Origin of the sequence: Acinetobacter sp. YH12145 (assembly GCF_013418335.1) — a bacterium.
Lineage (GTDB): Bacteria > Pseudomonadota > Gammaproteobacteria > Pseudomonadales > Moraxellaceae > Acinetobacter > Acinetobacter amyesii.
The window spans coordinates 205,257-222,393 of sequence record NZ_VPCE01000003.1 but is presented as its reverse complement, the minus strand read 5'-3'; the positions used below and the strand labels follow the sequence as shown (position 1 = coordinate 222,393).

Annotated in this window: 16 protein-coding genes; 7 read left to right on the top strand and 9 right to left on the bottom strand. The window is 40.4% G+C overall.

Annotated elements, in window-relative coordinates:
• Positions 1-3 precede the first annotated feature (3 nt).
• The 6 genes from ispC to rimO form a co-directional block, all read right to left on the bottom strand.
• On the bottom strand, positions 4-1,200 hold the full coding sequence (gene ispC, locus FTU80_RS03895) for a 1-deoxy-D-xylulose-5-phosphate reductoisomerase (protein ID WP_180084301.1): 1,197 nt from the start codon (positions 1,198-1,200) through the stop codon (positions 4-6).
• On the bottom strand, positions 1,201-2,025 hold the full coding sequence (locus FTU80_RS03890; protein WP_078193533.1) for a CDP-archaeol synthase: 825 nt from the start codon (positions 2,023-2,025) through the stop codon (positions 1,201-1,203).
• A complete protein-coding gene (gene uppS, locus FTU80_RS03885) occupies positions 2,026-2,781 on the bottom strand; it encodes a polyprenyl diphosphate synthase (protein ID WP_180041113.1) in 756 nt (251 codons plus the stop codon). It lies immediately after the preceding gene.
• 6 nt (positions 2,782-2,787) lie between these two features.
• Positions 2,788-3,342: a ribosome recycling factor gene (gene frr, locus FTU80_RS03880; protein ID WP_078188724.1), complete on the bottom strand. Its 555-nt coding sequence runs from the start codon at positions 3,340-3,342 to the stop codon at positions 2,788-2,790.
• Positions 3,343-3,421: 79 nt separating this feature from the next.
• Positions 3,422-4,150: a UMP kinase gene (pyrH, locus tag FTU80_RS03875; RefSeq protein WP_078193535.1), complete on the bottom strand. Its 729-nt coding sequence runs from the start codon at positions 4,148-4,150 to the stop codon at positions 3,422-3,424.
• Positions 4,151-4,195: 45 nt separating this feature from the next.
• Entirely contained in the window at positions 4,196-5,539 is a 1,344-nt protein-coding gene (gene rimO / locus FTU80_RS03870) for a 30S ribosomal protein S12 methylthiotransferase RimO (RefSeq protein ID WP_111883759.1), read from the bottom strand.
• A gap of 352 nt (positions 5,540-5,891) precedes the next feature.
• On the opposite strand from rimO, the gene glnL reads away from it, so the two are divergent.
• Together glnL and glnG are read left to right on the top strand one after the other, a co-directional pair.
• Positions 5,892-6,998, top strand: a complete 1,107-nt coding sequence (gene glnL, locus FTU80_RS03865; RefSeq protein WP_078193537.1) for a nitrogen regulation protein NR(II) — start codon at positions 5,892-5,894, stop codon at positions 6,996-6,998.
• Complete coding sequence (gene glnG, locus FTU80_RS03860) at positions 6,988-8,463, top strand: nitrogen regulation protein NR(I) (protein ID WP_180084300.1); 1,476 nt, start codon at positions 6,988-6,990, stop codon at positions 8,461-8,463. Before glnL ends, glnG begins: the two co-directional genes overlap by 11 nt.
• A gap of 70 nt (positions 8,464-8,533) precedes the next feature.
• On the opposite strand, the gene FTU80_RS03855 is transcribed toward glnG, so the two are convergent.
• From FTU80_RS03855 to mnmG, 3 genes are all read right to left on the bottom strand, one after another.
• A complete protein-coding gene (locus FTU80_RS03855) occupies positions 8,534-8,860 on the bottom strand; it encodes a hypothetical protein (protein ID WP_078193710.1) in 327 nt (108 codons plus the stop codon).
• Between the two features lie 114 nt (positions 8,861-8,974).
• On the bottom strand, positions 8,975-10,180 hold the full coding sequence (gene mhpT / locus FTU80_RS03850) for a 3-(3-hydroxy-phenyl)propionate transporter MhpT (protein ID WP_180010134.1): 1,206 nt from the start codon (positions 10,178-10,180) through the stop codon (positions 8,975-8,977).
• Positions 10,181-10,524: 344 nt separating this feature from the next.
• On the bottom strand, positions 10,525-12,405 hold the full coding sequence (gene mnmG / locus FTU80_RS03845; protein WP_180003879.1) for a tRNA uridine-5-carboxymethylaminomethyl(34) synthesis enzyme MnmG: 1,881 nt from the start codon (positions 12,403-12,405) through the stop codon (positions 10,525-10,527).
• A 253-nt stretch (positions 12,406-12,658) separates the two neighbouring features.
• Here mnmG and FTU80_RS03840 point away from each other — a divergent pair, with 253 nt between their 5' ends.
• The 5 genes from FTU80_RS03840 (at position 12,659) to FTU80_RS03820 (ending at position 16,931) form a co-directional block, all read left to right on the top strand.
• A complete protein-coding gene (locus FTU80_RS03840) occupies positions 12,659-13,009 on the top strand; it encodes a hypothetical protein (protein WP_180084299.1) in 351 nt (116 codons plus the stop codon).
• Positions 13,010-13,157: 148 nt separating this feature from the next.
• On the top strand, positions 13,158-14,036 hold the full coding sequence (locus FTU80_RS03835; RefSeq protein ID WP_078188732.1) for a bile acid:sodium symporter family protein: 879 nt from the start codon (positions 13,158-13,160) through the stop codon (positions 14,034-14,036).
• Between the two features lie 75 nt (positions 14,037-14,111).
• Positions 14,112-14,999, top strand: coding sequence for a bile acid:sodium symporter family protein (locus tag FTU80_RS03830; protein WP_180084298.1), 888 nt, complete (start codon positions 14,112-14,114; stop codon positions 14,997-14,999).
• 126 nt (positions 15,000-15,125) lie between these two features.
• Positions 15,126-16,028 (top strand): 50S ribosomal protein L11 methyltransferase, encoded by a 903-nt coding sequence (gene prmA / locus FTU80_RS03825; RefSeq protein ID WP_180021694.1) that lies wholly within the window; start codon positions 15,126-15,128, stop codon positions 16,026-16,028.
• An 18-nt stretch (positions 16,029-16,046) separates the two neighbouring features.
• The gene (locus FTU80_RS03820) at positions 16,047-16,931 is read left to right on the top strand and encodes a DUF3426 domain-containing protein (RefSeq protein ID WP_180084297.1); all 885 of its coding nucleotides are present in this window, start codon (positions 16,047-16,049) and stop codon (positions 16,929-16,931) included.
• The last annotated feature ends 206 nt before the right edge of the window (positions 16,932-17,137 follow it).

The following is a 17,137-nucleotide window of genomic DNA, read 5'->3' as shown; positions in this document are numbered from 1 at the left end:
GTCTTAACTTCCTGAATTCAATACTGCTTTTTCAGCAACCATACGTGCCGATTTATCTGCATGCAAAATAACATCAATATTATTTGCAGCTGAGTTTTCAACTTGCCCCAACACATGTTCCACAATTTGAGGGATTTGAGTAAAGCCAATTTTCTCATGCAAAAATGCTGCCACGGCGATTTCATTGGCTGCATTTAAAATCGTTGGAGCTAAGCCACCTGCCTTCATGGCTTGGCGTGCTAATTTTAGCGCTGGGAATCGCTGTATATCAGGCTGTTCAAAGTTTAACTGTGAATGAACAAATAAATCTAATGGAGGAACATGTGTTTGAATACGCTTCGGCCATGCTAATGCATGAGCAATAGGCGTACACATATCAGGATTACCCATTTGTGCCAAAGTCGAACCATCTACATATTGAACCATTGAATGAATGATACTCTGTGGATGAACAACAACTGTTACAAATTGTTCTTCAACTGCAAAAAGATGACAGGCTTCGATCAATTCCAAGCCTTTATTCATCAGCGTTGCAGAATCAACAGAAATTTTTTGTCCCATCGACCAGTTTGGATGCTTACAGGCTTGGGCCGGCGTTACACTTTGCAATTGTTCTAAACTATGATGTAAAAATGGACCGCCAGAAGCGGTAAGTAAAATTTGTTTTACACCCAATTTTGGCTGACCATGACGCTCACCTTGTAGATAAGTTTCAGGCAAGCATTGGAAGATTGCATTATGTTCAGAATCGACCGGCAGTAACAAAGCATTATTTTCACGTGCGCTCTGAATCATGATGTCACCCGACATCACCAGCGCTTCTTTATTTGCCAGTAAGACACGCTTACCTGCTTTCGCAGCAGCCAATGTCGGTAGCAATCCTGCCGCACCCACAATAGCTGCCATGACCACATCAACTTGTGGATGTTCTGCTACTGCGATTAATCCTGCTTCATCATGCAGGATTTCAATATCAGTTAATTTTTCAGCTACAAGTAATTGGCGCAGTTCATCCACTTTATTGAATGGAACAACTGCGATTTTCGGTCGATATTGTTTGCATATTTCGACAAGTTCTACAATTCGGCTATGTGCAGTGACTGCAAAAACTGAATACTCTTCGGGGTGCTGTTGCAGAATCTTTAAAGTACTTTGACCAATGGATCCTGTTACACCCAATATACAAACAGATTGTGACATCTATAAATCTACGCCAATTAATTTTAAAACATACATACCTGCCGCAAAGATAGGTGCTGCAGCAAGCAACGAGTCAATACGATCCAGCACACCACCATGTCCGGGAAGAATACGACCAGAATCTTTGATCCCTGCACGACGCTTGATCATCGATTCAAATAAATCACCAAGTACTGAACTAAATACTGTTATTACTGAAAGTATTAAAAATAAAATATGTTCAGCGATGCTTAAATCAAGATAAATAATTTCAACAACAATAACAATTAGCATTGCAGTGAATAGACCGCCATATAAACCTTCGATCGATTTATTTGGGCTCACATCTGGTGCAAGTTTTTTCTTACCAAATTTACGTCCCACGAAGTATGCACCACTGTCTGCACCCCATACCAACAGGAACAGATACATGAGCCACCAAGGTGAGTTCATCCACACAGAAAAAATAGCAGTTACCGCAGCAGGAACTAAGACTAAACCAATACCACTCAGACTCGGGTTATACCAGTTATCGTAATCAGGATAAGACTTCACCCAATAGACACTTAAGATCCAAGTAAAGATCGAAGCCGCCCAAAGCAGTAATGCAACATCTGTAAAATGCAATGCTAGTGCTGAAAGAATAGCAGTGACTAGACCATAGCCCCAAGCGAAAGGTTTAATCACATTTTGTGTATTCCGCGGCATGAGTTTGAACCACTCATAACCCGCGACAGCTGATGCAATAATCATCAGCACAAGCATTGGGTATTTAGACTCGGTTGCAAACATGCAACTCAGTACAACTGAAACCAGTACCAATGCGGTTATTATCCGCTCTAACATTTATTTATTCTCAAACTGCTCTTGTTGAATCTGCTCTGAAGTCTTACCAAAACGACGTTCACGACCACCAAATACCGCTAGTGCGTCGTCAAATTCTTCAATGGTAAATTCAGGCCATAATGTCTGGGTAAAATAAAGTTCTGCATACGCAGCTTGCCAAAGCAAGAAGTTCGAGAGACGGAAATCACCACCTGTACGAATTAACAAATCTACCGGAGGTAGATCACTTAAACTGACATATTGACCAAAGACTTCAGCATCCACTGCTTCAAGATTTATTTTGTTAGTTAAAACATCTGCTGCGATTTTTTTTGCAGCCTGTGTCATATCCCACATACCACCGTAACTAATTGCAATAGTTAAAGTCATGCTGTCGAAATTAGCAGTCCTTTGTTCAGCTTGCAACATTAAGTCACGTAAGTTAGGAGATAAACGAGAACGATCACCAATAAAACGTAGGGAAATGTTAAATTTTTCCATGCGTGGCAACTGTTCATGAATGGTTTCTTCAAGAAGAGCCATCAACAAATCAACCTCAAACTGAGGACGATTCCAATTTTCACTCGAAAAAGCAAAAACCGTCAGTGCTTGGATATTTCTTTTACGACAATGTTCAACGATGGGATCTAGGATGTCCTTTCCAGAACGATGCCCTTCACCTTTTTGCATTTGATTCTTTTTGGCAAAACGATTGTTGCCATCCATAATGATGGCAACATGTTTTGGAAGACGGGAAGTTTCTTCAGATGAGGTCATTAAAACTTAGACCTTCATCAATTCAGCTTCTTTTGCAGCCAGACGTTTTTCAACTTCAGCAACGAATTTGTCTGTGATTTTTTGAATGTCATCACCCGCACGACGCTCATCATCTTCAGAAATTTCTTTTTCTTTCAACAATGCTTTGATATCACCCAAAACATCACGACGGATGTTACGGATCGCAACTTTTGCATTTTCAGCTTCGTTACGTGCAACTTTCTGCATGTCTTTACGTGTTTCTTCTGTCAATGCGGCCATAGGAACACGGATGGCATCAGCAGTAATCGGGTTTAAGCCCAAGTCAGATTCACGGATTGCTTTATCAATTGCAGCAACCATTGAACGTTCAAAAGGCTGAACAAGTAAAGTACGAGAATCTTCTACACCCACGTTCGCTACTTGGTTTAATGGCACATCAGAGCCATAGTAAGGAACCATAACACCATTTAAAATTGATGGGTGCGCGCGCCCTGTACGAACTTTAGCAAAACCATGCTCTAGAGAATCTAGAGATTTGTTCATACGGTCTTCTGCGTCTTTTTTAAGATCGTTAATCATGTGATCTTCCTTACTTAATTCGAAAAGATGTAAATTCTAAAATAGCTTGTAGTATAAAGAGCTTTAGGGCCCACGTACATTAGTTCGTAACGTGAGTACCCTCTTTTTCACCCATTACCACTGAAAGCAATGAACCTGATTTGTTCATATCAAATACTTGAAGTGGAACGTTGTGGTCACGGCATAAGCAGATCGCAGTTAAATCCATCACACCCAGTTTTTCATCTAAAACTTGGTCAAATGTTAATGCATCGTATTTCACTGCATCTTCATATTTACTTGGATCTTTGTTGTATACACCATCAACCTTCGTCGCTTTAAGGATAAGATTGGCTTCAATCTCGATACCGCGTAAGCATGCTGCTGTATCTGTCGTAAAGAATGGGTTACCCGTACCTGCAACAAATACACAAACTTCGCCACGAGTTAAATGACGAATTGCATCGCGGCTAGAATATGATTCAACCACAGCACCAATAGGTAAAGCTGACATTAGACGAGTTTTGATATTACGACGTACCAAAGCATCACGAAGTGCCAAACCGTTCATCACAGTAGCCAACATACCCATTTGGTCACCTGTTACACGGCCAACCAAACCATCTTTTTGTAATTGGCTACCACGGTAAAGGTTACCACCACCGACAACGATACCCACTTGAACACCCAAACCAACAAGGTGCGCAATTGCGAGTGACATTTGATCGAGCACTTGTGCATCGATACCCATCTCTTTATTGCCCGCTAAAGCTTCACCTGAAAGCTTAAGCAGGATGCGACCAAAACGTGGTTTTTTAGAATCAAGCATCATCAACTCCGAATTATTTAATTTCAATTATTTTTAATGAATCGTTTAAGCAGACTTAACCGAGATTAGTTTTGCAAATAAGTCATATTCATCTGCATCTGTGATTTCCACTTCAAGTAAATCACCTGCTTTAATCACTGACTTATCGATATCCTCAACAAAAACATTACCGTCAATTTCAGGTGCATCTGCATAAGAACGCGCAACAGCAACTGGGAACTCTTCTTCAAGATCATCCACAAGTACTGTCATTTTTTGACCAATACGGCTTTGCAATTTCGCAGCAGAGATTTCTTGCTGAACTTGCATGAAACGTTCATAACGCTCTTGTTTGATTTCTTCAGGCACATGATCTGGCAAATCATTTGCAGTCGCGCCTTCAACTGGTGAGTAAGTAAAACAACCCACACGATCAAGCTGCGCTTCTTTTAACCAATCAAGCAACATTTGGAAGTCTTCTTCAGTTTCACCCGGGAAGCCCACAACAAATGTAGAACGAATCACAAGATCAGGACATTTCTCACGCCAAACTTTTAAACGCTCTAGTGTATTTTCACTGTGCGCAGGACGTTTCATGAGTTTTAAAATCTTAGGACTTGCATGTTGGAATGGAATATCCAAATACGGCAGGATTTTGCCTTGTGCCATTAAGTCAATCACAGCATCCACATGTGGATATGGATATACATAGTGCAGACGCACCCAGATACCCAATTGACCCAATGCTTCACACATGTCATAGAATTTGGTTTTAACGGGCTGACCGTTCCAGAAGTCTAATTTGTATTTAGTATCAACACCGTAAGCCGATGTATCTTGAGAAATCACAAGGACTTCTTTTACGCCTGCTTTTTTCAGCGCTTGAGCTTCAGTCAATACCGAACCTACTGGACGAGAAACCAAATCACCACGCATGCTCGGAATAATGCAGAATGTGCAACGATGGTTACAACCTTCTGAAATCTTCAAATAAGCATAATGTTTTGGTGTTAATCGAATACCTTGTTCAGGTACTAGATCAATAAACGGATTGTGTTTCGGTGGCTCAGGCACGTATTCGTGCACAGCTTCCATCACTTCTTGATATGCCGCAGCACCTGTCACTTTTAAGACATTTGGGTGCATTTGGCGAATTTTGTCTTCGTCTTTACCTAAACAACCAGTCACAATTACGCGACCGTTTGAACTCATCGCTTCGCCAATGGCATCTAGCGACTCTTGTACTGCAGATTCAATAAAACCACAGGTATTAACAACTACTAAATCGGCACCATCATAATCTGATGCTACATCATAACCTTCAGTCTTTAACTGAGTTAAAATTCGTTCGGAATCTACCAATGCCTTAGGACAACCTAAAGAAACAAAACCGACTTTGGGGGATTTCATGAATCTGCGCTCCACTATAATCCGCGTATTGTATGTCTTTTCAAAACATAAAAACAGGTGAAAAGGCCACTCTTTATATCACGCACCAAAATAATGCTATAAATTCATCCATATAATTTCATTTGCACCATTTTAATGCATTTTAGATTTACAGCCTGTTTTTAATCGGCTATACACTTTATTTAAAGTCTTAAATAAGCGCATTTATTCAAATAAGCATCAAAACTTAGCGTATTTCTGAAATAGTTGGCTTATATCTTGCATAACTTGCATCAATTCGAACCTTATTAGATTGAACGATTTGCTTTATGAAGATGCCATTGCGCCATTTTAAGACAGGAACCTCTCGCTAATGGATCAGACTATGACGATTGATTACCGGCTTTTAGTGGATAATTTAACCACTGCCATTTTATTGGTCGATAGCAACCTGAATATTTTTTATTTAAATTCATCTTGTGAAGCGCTTTTTGACATCAGCTTACTTCGTGCATCAGGTCAGCCTGTATTAAATTTACTCCATATGCCCGATGATGAATTCAATACGCATGATGCATTAATGAATACATTAACTTCTGGCCAGCACTATACGCGCCGAGAAGCAACGATTAATGTCAACTTTAAAGACATTCATGTTGATTACACCGTGTCACAGCTCAACTCTGGCAAACCCTACCACCCGTTGCTATTGATTGAACTCAATCAAATCGACCGGATGTTGAAAATCTCTAAAGAAGAAAACCTAATTCAACAGCATCAAGTCGCACGACAACTGATTCGTGGTGTTGCCCATGAAATTAAAAATCCACTCGGTGGTATCCGTGGGGCGACACAACTTTTAGCGCGTAGCTTAAATGATCCGAAGTACAGTGAATTCACCGACATTATTATTAGTGAAGTGGATCGATTAAGAAATCTTGCTGACACCATGCTGGGTTCAAGACAATTGCCAAGTTACGAGCCAGTCAATGTGCATGAACCCCTTGAACGTGTTCGTTCACTGATCGTCAACCAAACCAAGAAGAAAATTAAGATCACCCGTGATTACGACCTTTCTTTACCGGATGTTTTCGCAGATCGTGATCAATTGATTCAGGTCATGCTGAATATCAGTGTTAATGCCGTTCAGGCAATGACGGAAAACAAAGAGTTCTTTGTTGAGCACCAACCAGAACTCACTTTGCGCACACGTATTCAACGTTTAGTCACCATCAACGGTGTATTAAAACGCTCTGCGGTACGCATTGATATCGAGGACAATGGACCAGGTGTCCCACAAGAAATATTAGAATCCGTATTTTACCCATTAGTGACAGGACGAGCGAAAGGCACAGGTCTCGGTCTAAGCATTGCACAAAATATTATGCATCAACATAACGGAATGATTGAATGCCAATCAGTTCCTGGAAAAACAGTATTTAGCCTATATTTACCTTGGGAGTCAGATCATGTCGCGTAATAAGATTTGGGTCATCGATGATGATCGCGCCATGCGTTGGGTGCTGGAAAAAACATTCAAAGAAGAAGGTTTTGATGTTACCAGTTTTGAAGAAGCACAATCCGCTTTAGATCAGTTAAGTGTCGATGCGCCAGATGTTATTTTGACGGACATCCGTATGCCGGGTATTGATGGACTGACCTTTTTAGGCAAAGTCAAAGGCAACTACCCTGACTTACCTGTAATTATCATGACCGCACATTCAGATTTAGAATCTGCTGTGTCGAGCTATCAAACGGGTGCTTTTGAATATCTACCAAAACCTTTTGATATTGATGAAGCTTTAGCACTTGTAAACCGTGCAATTTTGCATATTGCCAAATTACAACAACAAGAATCTGCTAAAACCGTTCAACCGATTCAATCTACAGAGATTATTGGTGAATCACCTGCTATGCAGGAAGTGTTCCGTGCCATTGGTCGTCTTTCTCAATCACACATTACTGTATTAATTAATGGTGAATCAGGCACAGGGAAAGAATTGGTTGCGCATGCGCTGCATAAGCATTCACCACGTGGCAACAAGCCTTTTATTGCGCTCAACATGGCGGCAATTCCAAAGGATTTGATCGAAACTGAATTATTTGGTCATGAAAAAGGAGCGTTCACCGGTGCCAACACACAGCGTCAAGGGCGTTTCGAACAAGCCAATGGCGGGACTCTTTTCCTTGATGAAATTGGCGACATGCCATTTGAAACCCAAACACGTTTACTGCGTGTTTTAGCGGATGGCGAATTCTACCGCGTTGGTGGTCACATCCCAGTCAAGGTGGATGTCCGTATCGTTGCGGCAACGCACCAAGACTTAGAAAAGTTAGTACATGAAGGTCGCTTCCGTGAAGACTTGTACCACCGTCTAAACGTCATTCGTATTCATATTCCAAAACTTGCACATCGTAGTGAAGATATTCCGATGCTTGCACAGCATTTCCTTGCAAGTGCAGGTAAAGAACTTGGGGTGAGTCCGAAGATTCTGCGTCCTGAAACGCAAGAATACATGCAAAAACTGCCGTGGCAAGGTAATGTGCGTCAGCTTGAAAATACCTGTCGTTGGTTAACGGTTATGATCACAGGCCGTGAAGTTTATCCAGAAGATTTACCGTCTGAATTAAAACAGATTCCAATTCAAGGCATAGATGGCAATCCTGCTGCTCAAGGGATTGATCGTATTGGTGTGCATCACTGGGATGAGTTACTTGGTCAATGGGCCGTACAAAAACTTAAAAATGGTGAGATGAAAATTCTCGACATTGCCACACCTATGTTTGAACGCACCCTCATCAATGCTGCACTACAGCAAACACGTGGGCGTAAGCGCCATGCAGCAGAACTTTTAGGTTGGGGTCGCAACACTTTAACCCGTAAACTCAAAGAACTTGGTATGGACAGTACCGAAGATGATGTCGAAGAAGAATTAGAAAGTTAATTTTCTGATTTTCATTAAAAAAGCCAGTCACTTGACTGGCTTTTTTATTTTGAGATTTTTTAGCAATATTTTATGCCGTAAAGCCGACATAACGTGAATAACCTTCCACCCCTAAATCAGACTTATAAATCAGAAACTCAGGGAAACTTGAGGCGGTAATTTCAGTAAACATATGATACTGATCATCATTAGCATGCAAGTCATCGACTGTATGCTGCATGGTTTGCTCAAATTCATCGGTAATAAACTCAAAACCAATATCCATTGCAATAAACAGCACATGCTCACATGGCTGCACATACTGCTCTTCTGACCAATCAATCACTTGCTGCTGGCAATGTGGACACTGAATGTTATCTGAAGGAGAAATATCAAGTTCGATCAATTGATAAGACATAGAAGTAAATTTATTCATAAATATTAGATTTATTCTAACAAAACTTAGTTTCAGCTAAAGATATTTATTCAATAAAAAAGGAGCCGTAGCTCCTTTAAATTTGACTGATTTCGATTATTTCTTAAGGGATGACTTATAGGCAGATAATGCAGCCACTGCGATAGCCGACAAAGCAATACCCGGCGCACTTGCAATTAAAATACCTGTCGTTCCTAGACCTAGCGCCAAAATCTTGCCTGTAAGTAATGGACCTGTCATTGCACCCAAACGTCCCCATGAAATTGCACTTCCCACACCTGTCACTTTCCCAGCTGGTGTATAGAAAATTGGAGAGATCCCATACAAAATCGATTGACCACCTGTAGAGAAAATTCCGCCCATGATGCCTGCAGCAATGAGTACAGGAATGGAATTTGTTGTAAACAGCACAAACAATGCCACAAACAAACCTGAATAGATAATCACTGCCATTTGCCATAATTTTAGGCGATCCAGCAAGTAGCCTAAACCCAGCGTACCAATCACTGCGCCCACTTGGAACATCAACATGATCATAAAAGCTTGTTGCTTTTCCAACCCTTGTTCCATAAGCAAGTTAGGCAACCAACTGATCAGAATATAGTTCACCATTAAGGTAAAGAAGAAACTCAGCCAAAGCGGCAATGTATACTTATAACGCTGTTCAGCAAAAAGGATTTGCCCCATCGGTGGAACCGTTTCCTTGGTTTCTGCCTGAACTTTTTCTGTACGCTTATCTTTTAAGATAATCGCCATGAATGGAATCAAGATTAAAGGCGTTAAACCACCAATTAAAAATAGTGTATGCCATGAGATATCTTTAAAGACAATACCCAAGCCAGCAACAAAGATTGCACCTACGGGTAAGCCACAGTACATCAAACTATTTAAGCGCCCACGGTTAGCATCCGTCGCTTCATCACCCACCACCGAGATCATCGTTGGCATCGCAGCACCCAAACCTAAACCTGTAAAGAATCGTGCGATATATAAAATTTCAATACTTGGTGCAACTGCCGTGATCGACATAAATACACCGAAGATAAAAATCGACAGCATCAGGACTTTCTTCTGTCCCAAATAGTCAGCGACACGCCCCCCAAAGAACGCGCCAAATAACATACCAAATACACCCAAGCTAAACACATAGCCCATTTGCACTTGATCTAAGGAAAATGTCGCTGCGATTCCTTTTGCTGCGATACCGGGCGCTTGCAGGTCAAAACCTTCAAAAAATGCTACCCAGAAACACAAAAATACCGTTAGAAATTTTTGCATTTTTCCCGATTGTTGATTTGCCATAATCGAACTCCACTCATGTAGCGTAAACCCACTTGTACGCCATGCCCTGAAGTTTCGGCTTTATTGGGTAGAATAAATACCACTACAAAGGTCGGAATTCACACGACCAAAAGCCCACCATTAAGACCTAAAACTTTGTATATCAATAGTTTTTAGATCTTATTTTTTGTATTTATAATTAATTATCAATCACTTAGGTTTATGAAAGATTTTAATAATCAAACCATAGCTAAAACTAATGATGATCAAAATATTCATTTAATCCGATCAAATACCAACAGCCAATAATTTTTAAGCAATAAAAAAACCCGCAACTGAGCGGGTTTTTTATTTAACTCAAAATCTTATGCAGATTTTTTCGCTTGGTTATTCTTACGAATCGTAATCATCACCAATTGAACAGCCGCAGGTGTTACACCTGGAATACGACTTGCTTGTGCCAATGTTTCAGGCAATACATTTTTCAGCTTCATGGTGATTTCACGTGAAAGACCAGAAACTACATCGTAATCAAAATCAGCAGGAATACGTGTATCTTCCAAACGTTTCATTTGCGCAACGTCTTCTTGCTGACGGTTAATATAACCCGCATATTTCACAGCAATTTCAATTTGCTCTCCAACAAATGCTGAAACTTCTGAACCAGTCAATTCAGCAATTTGCGCAAAGTTGATATTTGGACGTTTGAGCAAATCGATCGCATTGGTTTCTTTAGACAGGTCATCACCAGTCATTTCAACGAATTTTTTGCCTAGTGGATTGTTTGGCGCTGCCCAAAGGTGTTGTAAACGACCTTTTTCAGTTTCAACTGCTTCCATTTTTTGGCAGAACGAATCCCAACGCGCATCATCCACAAGACCCATTTCACGGCCAATTGCTGTTAAACGCTGATCTGCATTATCTTCACGCAACATCAATCGGTATTCCGCACGTGACGTGAACATACGGTATGGTTCTTTAGTACCGAGAGTAATCAAGTCATCAACCAACACGCCCATGTACGCTTCATCACGTTTTGGTGTCCATTGCTCTTGATCCCATGCACGACGTGCTGCGTTTAAGCCTGCAAGCAAACCTTGCGCACCCGCTTCTTCATAACCCGTTGTACCGTTAATTTGACCTGCAAAATACAGGTTATTAATCGATTTGGTTTCTAAAGAGAATTTCAATGATTGTGGATTGAAATAATCGTACTCAATCGCATAACCTGGACGCAAAATGTGCGCATTTTCCATACCACGAATCGAGCGAACCAATTCAAATTGAACGTCGAATGGTAAAGAAGTCGAAATACCGTTTGGATAAAGCTCATGTGTGTCCAAACCTTCGGGTTCCAAGAACACTTGATGCGAATCTTTATCGGCAAATTTATGAATTTTATCTTCAATCGATGGGCAGTAACGTGGACCCACACCTTCAATCACACCGGTATACATTGGTGAACGGTCTAAGCCGCCACGAATGATATCGTGAGTTTTTTCATTGGTATGTGTGATATAGCAATTGATTTGCTCAGGATGCATCGATGCATCACCCATGAACGACATAGTCGGAGATGGGAAATCACCCGGCTGTGGCGTCATCACAGAGAAATCAACTGATCGTGCATCGATACGTGGCGGTGTACCTGTTTTTAAACGACCTACAGGTAAGTTCAATTCACGAAGGCGCGCAGCCAATGAAATTGAAGGAGGATCGCCCGCACGACCGCCTGACGCATTATTTAGACCTACGTGGATTACACCACCCAAGAATGTACCTGTAGTCAATACAACAGTTTTCGCATCAAAGCGAATACCCATCTGAGTAACCACACCTTTTACAGTATCGCCCTCAACGATTAAGTCGTCAGCTGCTTGTTGGAAAATATCCAAGTTCGCTTGATTTTCTAAGGTTTCACGAATCGCAGCTTTATAACGAATACGGTCAGCCTGTGCGCGAGTCGCACGAACAGCCGCACCTTTACGTGAGTTTAAAATACGGAATTGAATACCACCTTTGTCGGCAGCCAATGCCATTGCACCGCCAAGCGCATCAATTTCACGTACTAAATGTGATTTACCAATACCACCAATGGCTGGATTACAGCTCATCTGCCCTAAAGTCTCAATATTATGAGTTAAGAGTAAAGTCTGTCGACCCATACGTGCCGCAGCAAGAGCTGCCTCAGTACCCGCGTGACCGCCGCCGATAACAATGACATCGTAAACTTTAGGATAATGCATAGTGGTAAAGGAGATTAAAAAAGGATGACGGAAGATTATAGCAAAAATTCACCGATAAGTTGACTGATTAACTCGATTTTATTGTTATTGGCTACTGTTTTATGCCTATATATTTCTTTATGAACATACATACTTTGCATATTCCACATAAAAATATACATTTCTCAAGCAAATGTTACTCGAAGATTGTTGTTTTATTCTGATGATTTTTTATTCTGTTATAGATCCCATGAGAATCATAAGGACCATAAGCATGAATAAGAATATTTTGCTATCCACGGTTTTATGCGGTTTATGTTTATCACCATTTGCTGCCTCAGCCAATGATAAAGTTGAGAAAGTGTATGATGCACAGCGATATCAACAAGTCTGTAAAGGTAAAAGCCAAGGCGCTCAAGTATCATTTGCCTATCGCGGTATTATCTGGAATGGTACCTGCGAACCACAATTTTTTAGCTCTTCCAAAAATGCAAATCTTCATGGCGAAGAAGCCGAATTATTAAGCACATGTAGTGCAGATGCAAAAGCAACTACTGCAACGATTAATGGACAAGAAATTAAAGGAAAATGTGCTTTAGGGTTCACTCCCCCTCGTCCTAAATAAACAGTTGTCAATGAAAATATCGACCAATTAACAGATCAAAAATAAAGCGGGTAAAACATCAGTTTTTACTCGCTTTTATTTATTGCTTATTTATTAAACTGAGATAAACTCAAAAAATACTATAAGGATAAAAATATCAGGAAATTCCATGGATTCGGGATTATTTGCATTTTTTCTGCCCATTGCTTTAGCCATCATGATGATGGGTTTGGGGCTTGAACTATCAGTCAAAGACTTTTTACGCGTTGGACGCTATCCAAAAGTTATTTTCATCGCTTTATTTACTCAGCTTATTCTACTGACCAGTATTGCTTTTTTCCTGTGTAAGTTGCTTGAGTTACCCCCTTTACTCGCGGTCGGGCTCATGTTGCTTGCGGCTTCACCCGGCGGCCCCACTGCTAACCTTTTTAGCTACCTATATAAAGGTGACGTTGCATTAAACATTAGCTTAACAGCCATCAACTCAGTTGTTTCGTGCTTTACACTGCCTTTTATCGTCAACCTATCCATTTTGCATTTTGTTGGTGAAAGCACTAGCATTGGTATGCCTATCGACAAGATCACCCATGTATTTCTGATTATTTTGATACCGGTATGTTTCGGTATGTTTATTCGCAACTCCTTTCCGACCATTGCGTATCACATCAACAAACCGATGCGAATGTTGTCTATTTTCTTATTAATTCTTATCTTTACACTCGCAGTTTTGCGTGAACAATCCAACATCATTACGTATTTTGCCAGCGTCGGCATTGCGACCTGTTTACTCTGTTTCAGTGGCTTATTTTTGGGTTACTTAATTCCATTCCTCGCAGGTGTACCGGAAAAGCAGGCACGTGCGTGTACCTTTGAGATCGGCATTCATAACACCAGTATCGCGTTAACTATCGCACTGAGTGTGCTTGAAAACACCACAGTGGCGATACCTGCCGGTGTTTATTCTATTTTTATGTATTTATTGGCGACCTTATTTGGTTTTATTTTGACGCGCCGTGGCAGCCACCTGATTCAACAAGTGAAAACATAAACTATTTTTTCTAACGCAATCACCATAAGGACTTTGGTGAAAAACCATTAAATATGCTCAAGGAGAATAAATACGATGGATTCTGGAATTATTACGGTTCTTTTGCCATTAGCACTGGCCTTTATTATGATCGGGCTTGGGCTAGAACTTACCCCCAAAGATTTCGCACGTGTCACCAAACATCCTAAAGCCGTGTTAATCGCTTTATTCTGCCAACTCGTGTTACTTGTCGGCGTTGCCTTTTTATTATGTAAACTGCTGGCCTTGCCACCACTCCTTGCAGTCGGCTTGATGCTACTCGCAGCCTCACCCGGTGGTAGTACAGCTAACTTATTTAGTTATTTATTTAAAGGTGATTTGGCATTAAATATTACCCTGACTGCCATCAACTCTGTCATTGCAGCATTAACCCTTCCATTGATCGTGAATTTTTCGATCATGCACTTCATGCAAGAAGGGCAACAAATCAGTCTGCAGTTTGGAAAAATCCTCCAAGTTTTCGGCATCATTATCATCCCTGTCGGTATAGGCATGCTGCTTCGTCACTATGCACCTAAACTGACTGAGAAACTGCATAAACCACTCCGTATCTTTGCTGTGGTCTTTCTCATCTTAATTATTATCGGTGCTATTTACTCTGAACGACAAAATATTGCGGCTTATCTAACTCAAGTTGGCTTAGCAACGGTTCTATTCTGCATCTTCAGCTTATGTATCGGTTATTTTGTTCCGCGACTTTTCGGTATCAATAGTGCTCAGGCACGTGCATGTGCATTTGAAATCGGGATTCATAACAGCACGTTGGCCATGACCATTGCCTTAACAGTGATGGCCAGCTCTGCAGTTGCAATGCCTGCGGCAGTATATTCAATCTTTATGTACATCTTTGCCGCTGTATTTGGCTTCCTAATTACACGTTTTGCACCAATCTCGACAACGACAACCGAAACAATTAAAAGTTAAGGCACTGAAAAGTTAAAAGGATGCCACGTGCATCCTTTTATTTTTTGTCAATTTTGATAATCGCTAGCTGCAAGTTGCCGAGTTCCGTTACAATAGCTTTTTATAAAACTCATTTAGGTTATGTCCGTGAAGTGGTTACAAATTCATATTACTGTTGAAAAAGCTCAAGTTGATTACACTGAAACGCTGCTCAGTTCTTTAGGTGCAGTCAGTGTCACGCTAGATGATGCAGAAAATCAGGATTTACTTGAACCACTTCCAGGTGAAACACCACTTTGGAATAAAGTGATCGTAACTGGTATATATGCACAAGAAGATGATGAAGAAATTGATGTTGCAGCATTAGAAACATTTATTAAAGCTCAACTTCCTGATGCGCCAATGCGTAGCGAATTCATTGAAGACCAAGAATGGGAACGCACATGGATGGATGCTTACGAGCCTATCCAAATTGGTGAAAAATACTGGATCGTACCAGAATGGATGGAAGCGCCAGAAGCAGACGCCGTAAACATCAAACTAGACCCAGGTCTGGCATTTGGTACTGGCAACCATGCATCAACATTCTTATGCCTACAATGGTTAGGTAAAGTTGATCTAAAGGATAAAATCGTAATCGACTACGGTTGTGGTTCTGGTATTTTAGGTGTTGCCGCTTTACTTTTGGGTGCAAAAAAAGTTTATGCCACTGATATTGACCCACAAGCGGTTTTAGCAACACAACAAAATGCCGAATTGAATGGTGTGCTCGAGAATTTGTATGTAGGCCTACCTGAAGAGTTCAACCAAGAGCTTGCTGGACAAAAAGCCGATGTGTTTGTTGCTAATATTCTTGCAGGCCCTCTAATGGCCTTGGCTGCAGAATTCTCAACTTTAATTAAATCTGAGGGCGAGTTCGCACTTGCAGGTGTAATTGAAGAGCAAGTTTCTGATGTTTCTAGTGTTTATTCTGAATTTTTTGATATATTAGACGTAGAAAAACGTGACGAAACATGGTGCCGAATTTCGGGTAAACGCCAACAGTATTAAAATTTAAAATGTGTACTTATGAGCGACAAATTAACTAACTGCCCAACTTGTTTTACAACATATAAAGTAACTGTTCCGCAGCTTACTGTCGCTCAGGGCATGGTTTGTTGCCCAAAGTGCTCTACATCTTTTAATGCACTGTCTCATTTGGTGGTAGATAAAGCGTTGTCTTTTTCTCCCCCTGAGCAAGAAAATGCACCGCAGAAAAACTCCAATACTATTATTAATGTCAGCGAATTTAATAATACGCTTACACCAGTGACTATTGAAGAAACACCAACCCACCATTTATTAAAACTATTTGATCAAAAAGTCGAAAACTCTAATATCGATCTAAAAACTTATTTAAATAACTTAAATTATTTCAGCACCGAACCGATCGGCAACCTGCCTGCTGTAAATTGGGCAGAACAGGCTGAAAAAGATAAAAAACGTACACCACTGAATTATTTTATGTGGTTCTGTATTAATGCTTTCTTATTTGGTGCACTTATATTCCAGTTTTTCTGGTTCAATCCTCAATATTTAAAAAATAGTCCAGTGATGGGTGCTGCATTTACTGCGGTCTGTGATGTATTCAATTGTTCACGTCTAGAGGAACATTACAGTTTAATTAGTACCAAAAAAGTCAAAATTCGTAGCATTGGAAATAATGAAACACGTTTTACAGGTGAAATGATCAATTTTCATGACCGTAGCCTTGCCTTACCCAATATGAAAATTTCACTAAAAGAAAATGGTACTGAAATAGCAAACTATACGCTTTTACCTGAAGAGTATTTGGACAAAAGTCTGCATGGCATCCAACGGATCCCAAAAAGTAGTCCTTTTAAATTCCAATTTAGTCTACCAATTGCACGCAAAAGCTTCGATAATTATTCAATTGAGTTGATTCGCCCCTAATATTGGAAAAAACTATTAAAAAAGTAAAAAAAACATAAAAAAAATGCAGTTTTCTTGCTCACTTTTTCCTAGACAATGGTATGATACGCGCCACGAAAGCTTTGTGCTGCAAACTCCTCGCTAATTTTTCACAACAAATACAATCCCAACCGTGCGCTTTAATATTTATTGCGTATTGAGTAGATTTTTTGTTTGTTTTTTAGGCT

Coding starts and splice junctions, on each gene's coding strand:
- ispC (WP_180084301.1), bottom strand. CDS start 1,200: ATGTCACAATCTGTTTGTATATTGGGTGTAACAGGATCCATTGGTCAA.
- FTU80_RS03890 (WP_078193533.1), bottom strand. CDS start 2,025: ATGTTAGAGCGGATAATAACCGCATTGGTACTGGTTTCAGTTGTACTG.
- uppS (WP_180041113.1), bottom strand. CDS start 2,781: ATGACCTCATCTGAAGAAACTTCCCGTCTTCCAAAACATGTTGCCATC.
- frr (WP_078188724.1), bottom strand. CDS start 3,342: ATGATTAACGATCTTAAAAAAGACGCAGAAGACCGTATGAACAAATCT.
- pyrH (WP_078193535.1), bottom strand. CDS start 4,150: ATGCTTGATTCTAAAAAACCACGTTTTGGTCGCATCCTGCTTAAGCTT.
- rimO (WP_111883759.1), bottom strand. CDS start 5,539: ATGAAATCCCCCAAAGTCGGTTTTGTTTCTTTAGGTTGTCCTAAGGCA.
- glnL (WP_078193537.1), top strand. CDS start 5,892: ATGGATCAGACTATGACGATTGATTACCGGCTTTTAGTGGATAATTTA.
- glnG (WP_180084300.1), top strand. CDS start 6,988: ATGTCGCGTAATAAGATTTGGGTCATCGATGATGATCGCGCCATGCGT.
- FTU80_RS03855 (WP_078193710.1), bottom strand. CDS start 8,860: ATGTCTTATCAATTGATCGAACTTGATATTTCTCCTTCAGATAACATT.
- mhpT (WP_180010134.1), bottom strand. CDS start 10,180: ATGGCAAATCAACAATCGGGAAAAATGCAAAAATTTCTAACGGTATTT.
- mnmG (WP_180003879.1), bottom strand. CDS start 12,405: ATGCATTATCCTAAAGTTTACGATGTCATTGTTATCGGCGGCGGTCAC.
- FTU80_RS03840 (WP_180084299.1), top strand. CDS start 12,659: ATGAATAAGAATATTTTGCTATCCACGGTTTTATGCGGTTTATGTTTA.
- FTU80_RS03835 (WP_078188732.1), top strand. CDS start 13,158: ATGGATTCGGGATTATTTGCATTTTTTCTGCCCATTGCTTTAGCCATC.
- FTU80_RS03830 (WP_180084298.1), top strand. CDS start 14,112: ATGGATTCTGGAATTATTACGGTTCTTTTGCCATTAGCACTGGCCTTT.
- FTU80_RS03820 (WP_180084297.1), top strand. CDS start 16,047: ATGAGCGACAAATTAACTAACTGCCCAACTTGTTTTACAACATATAAA.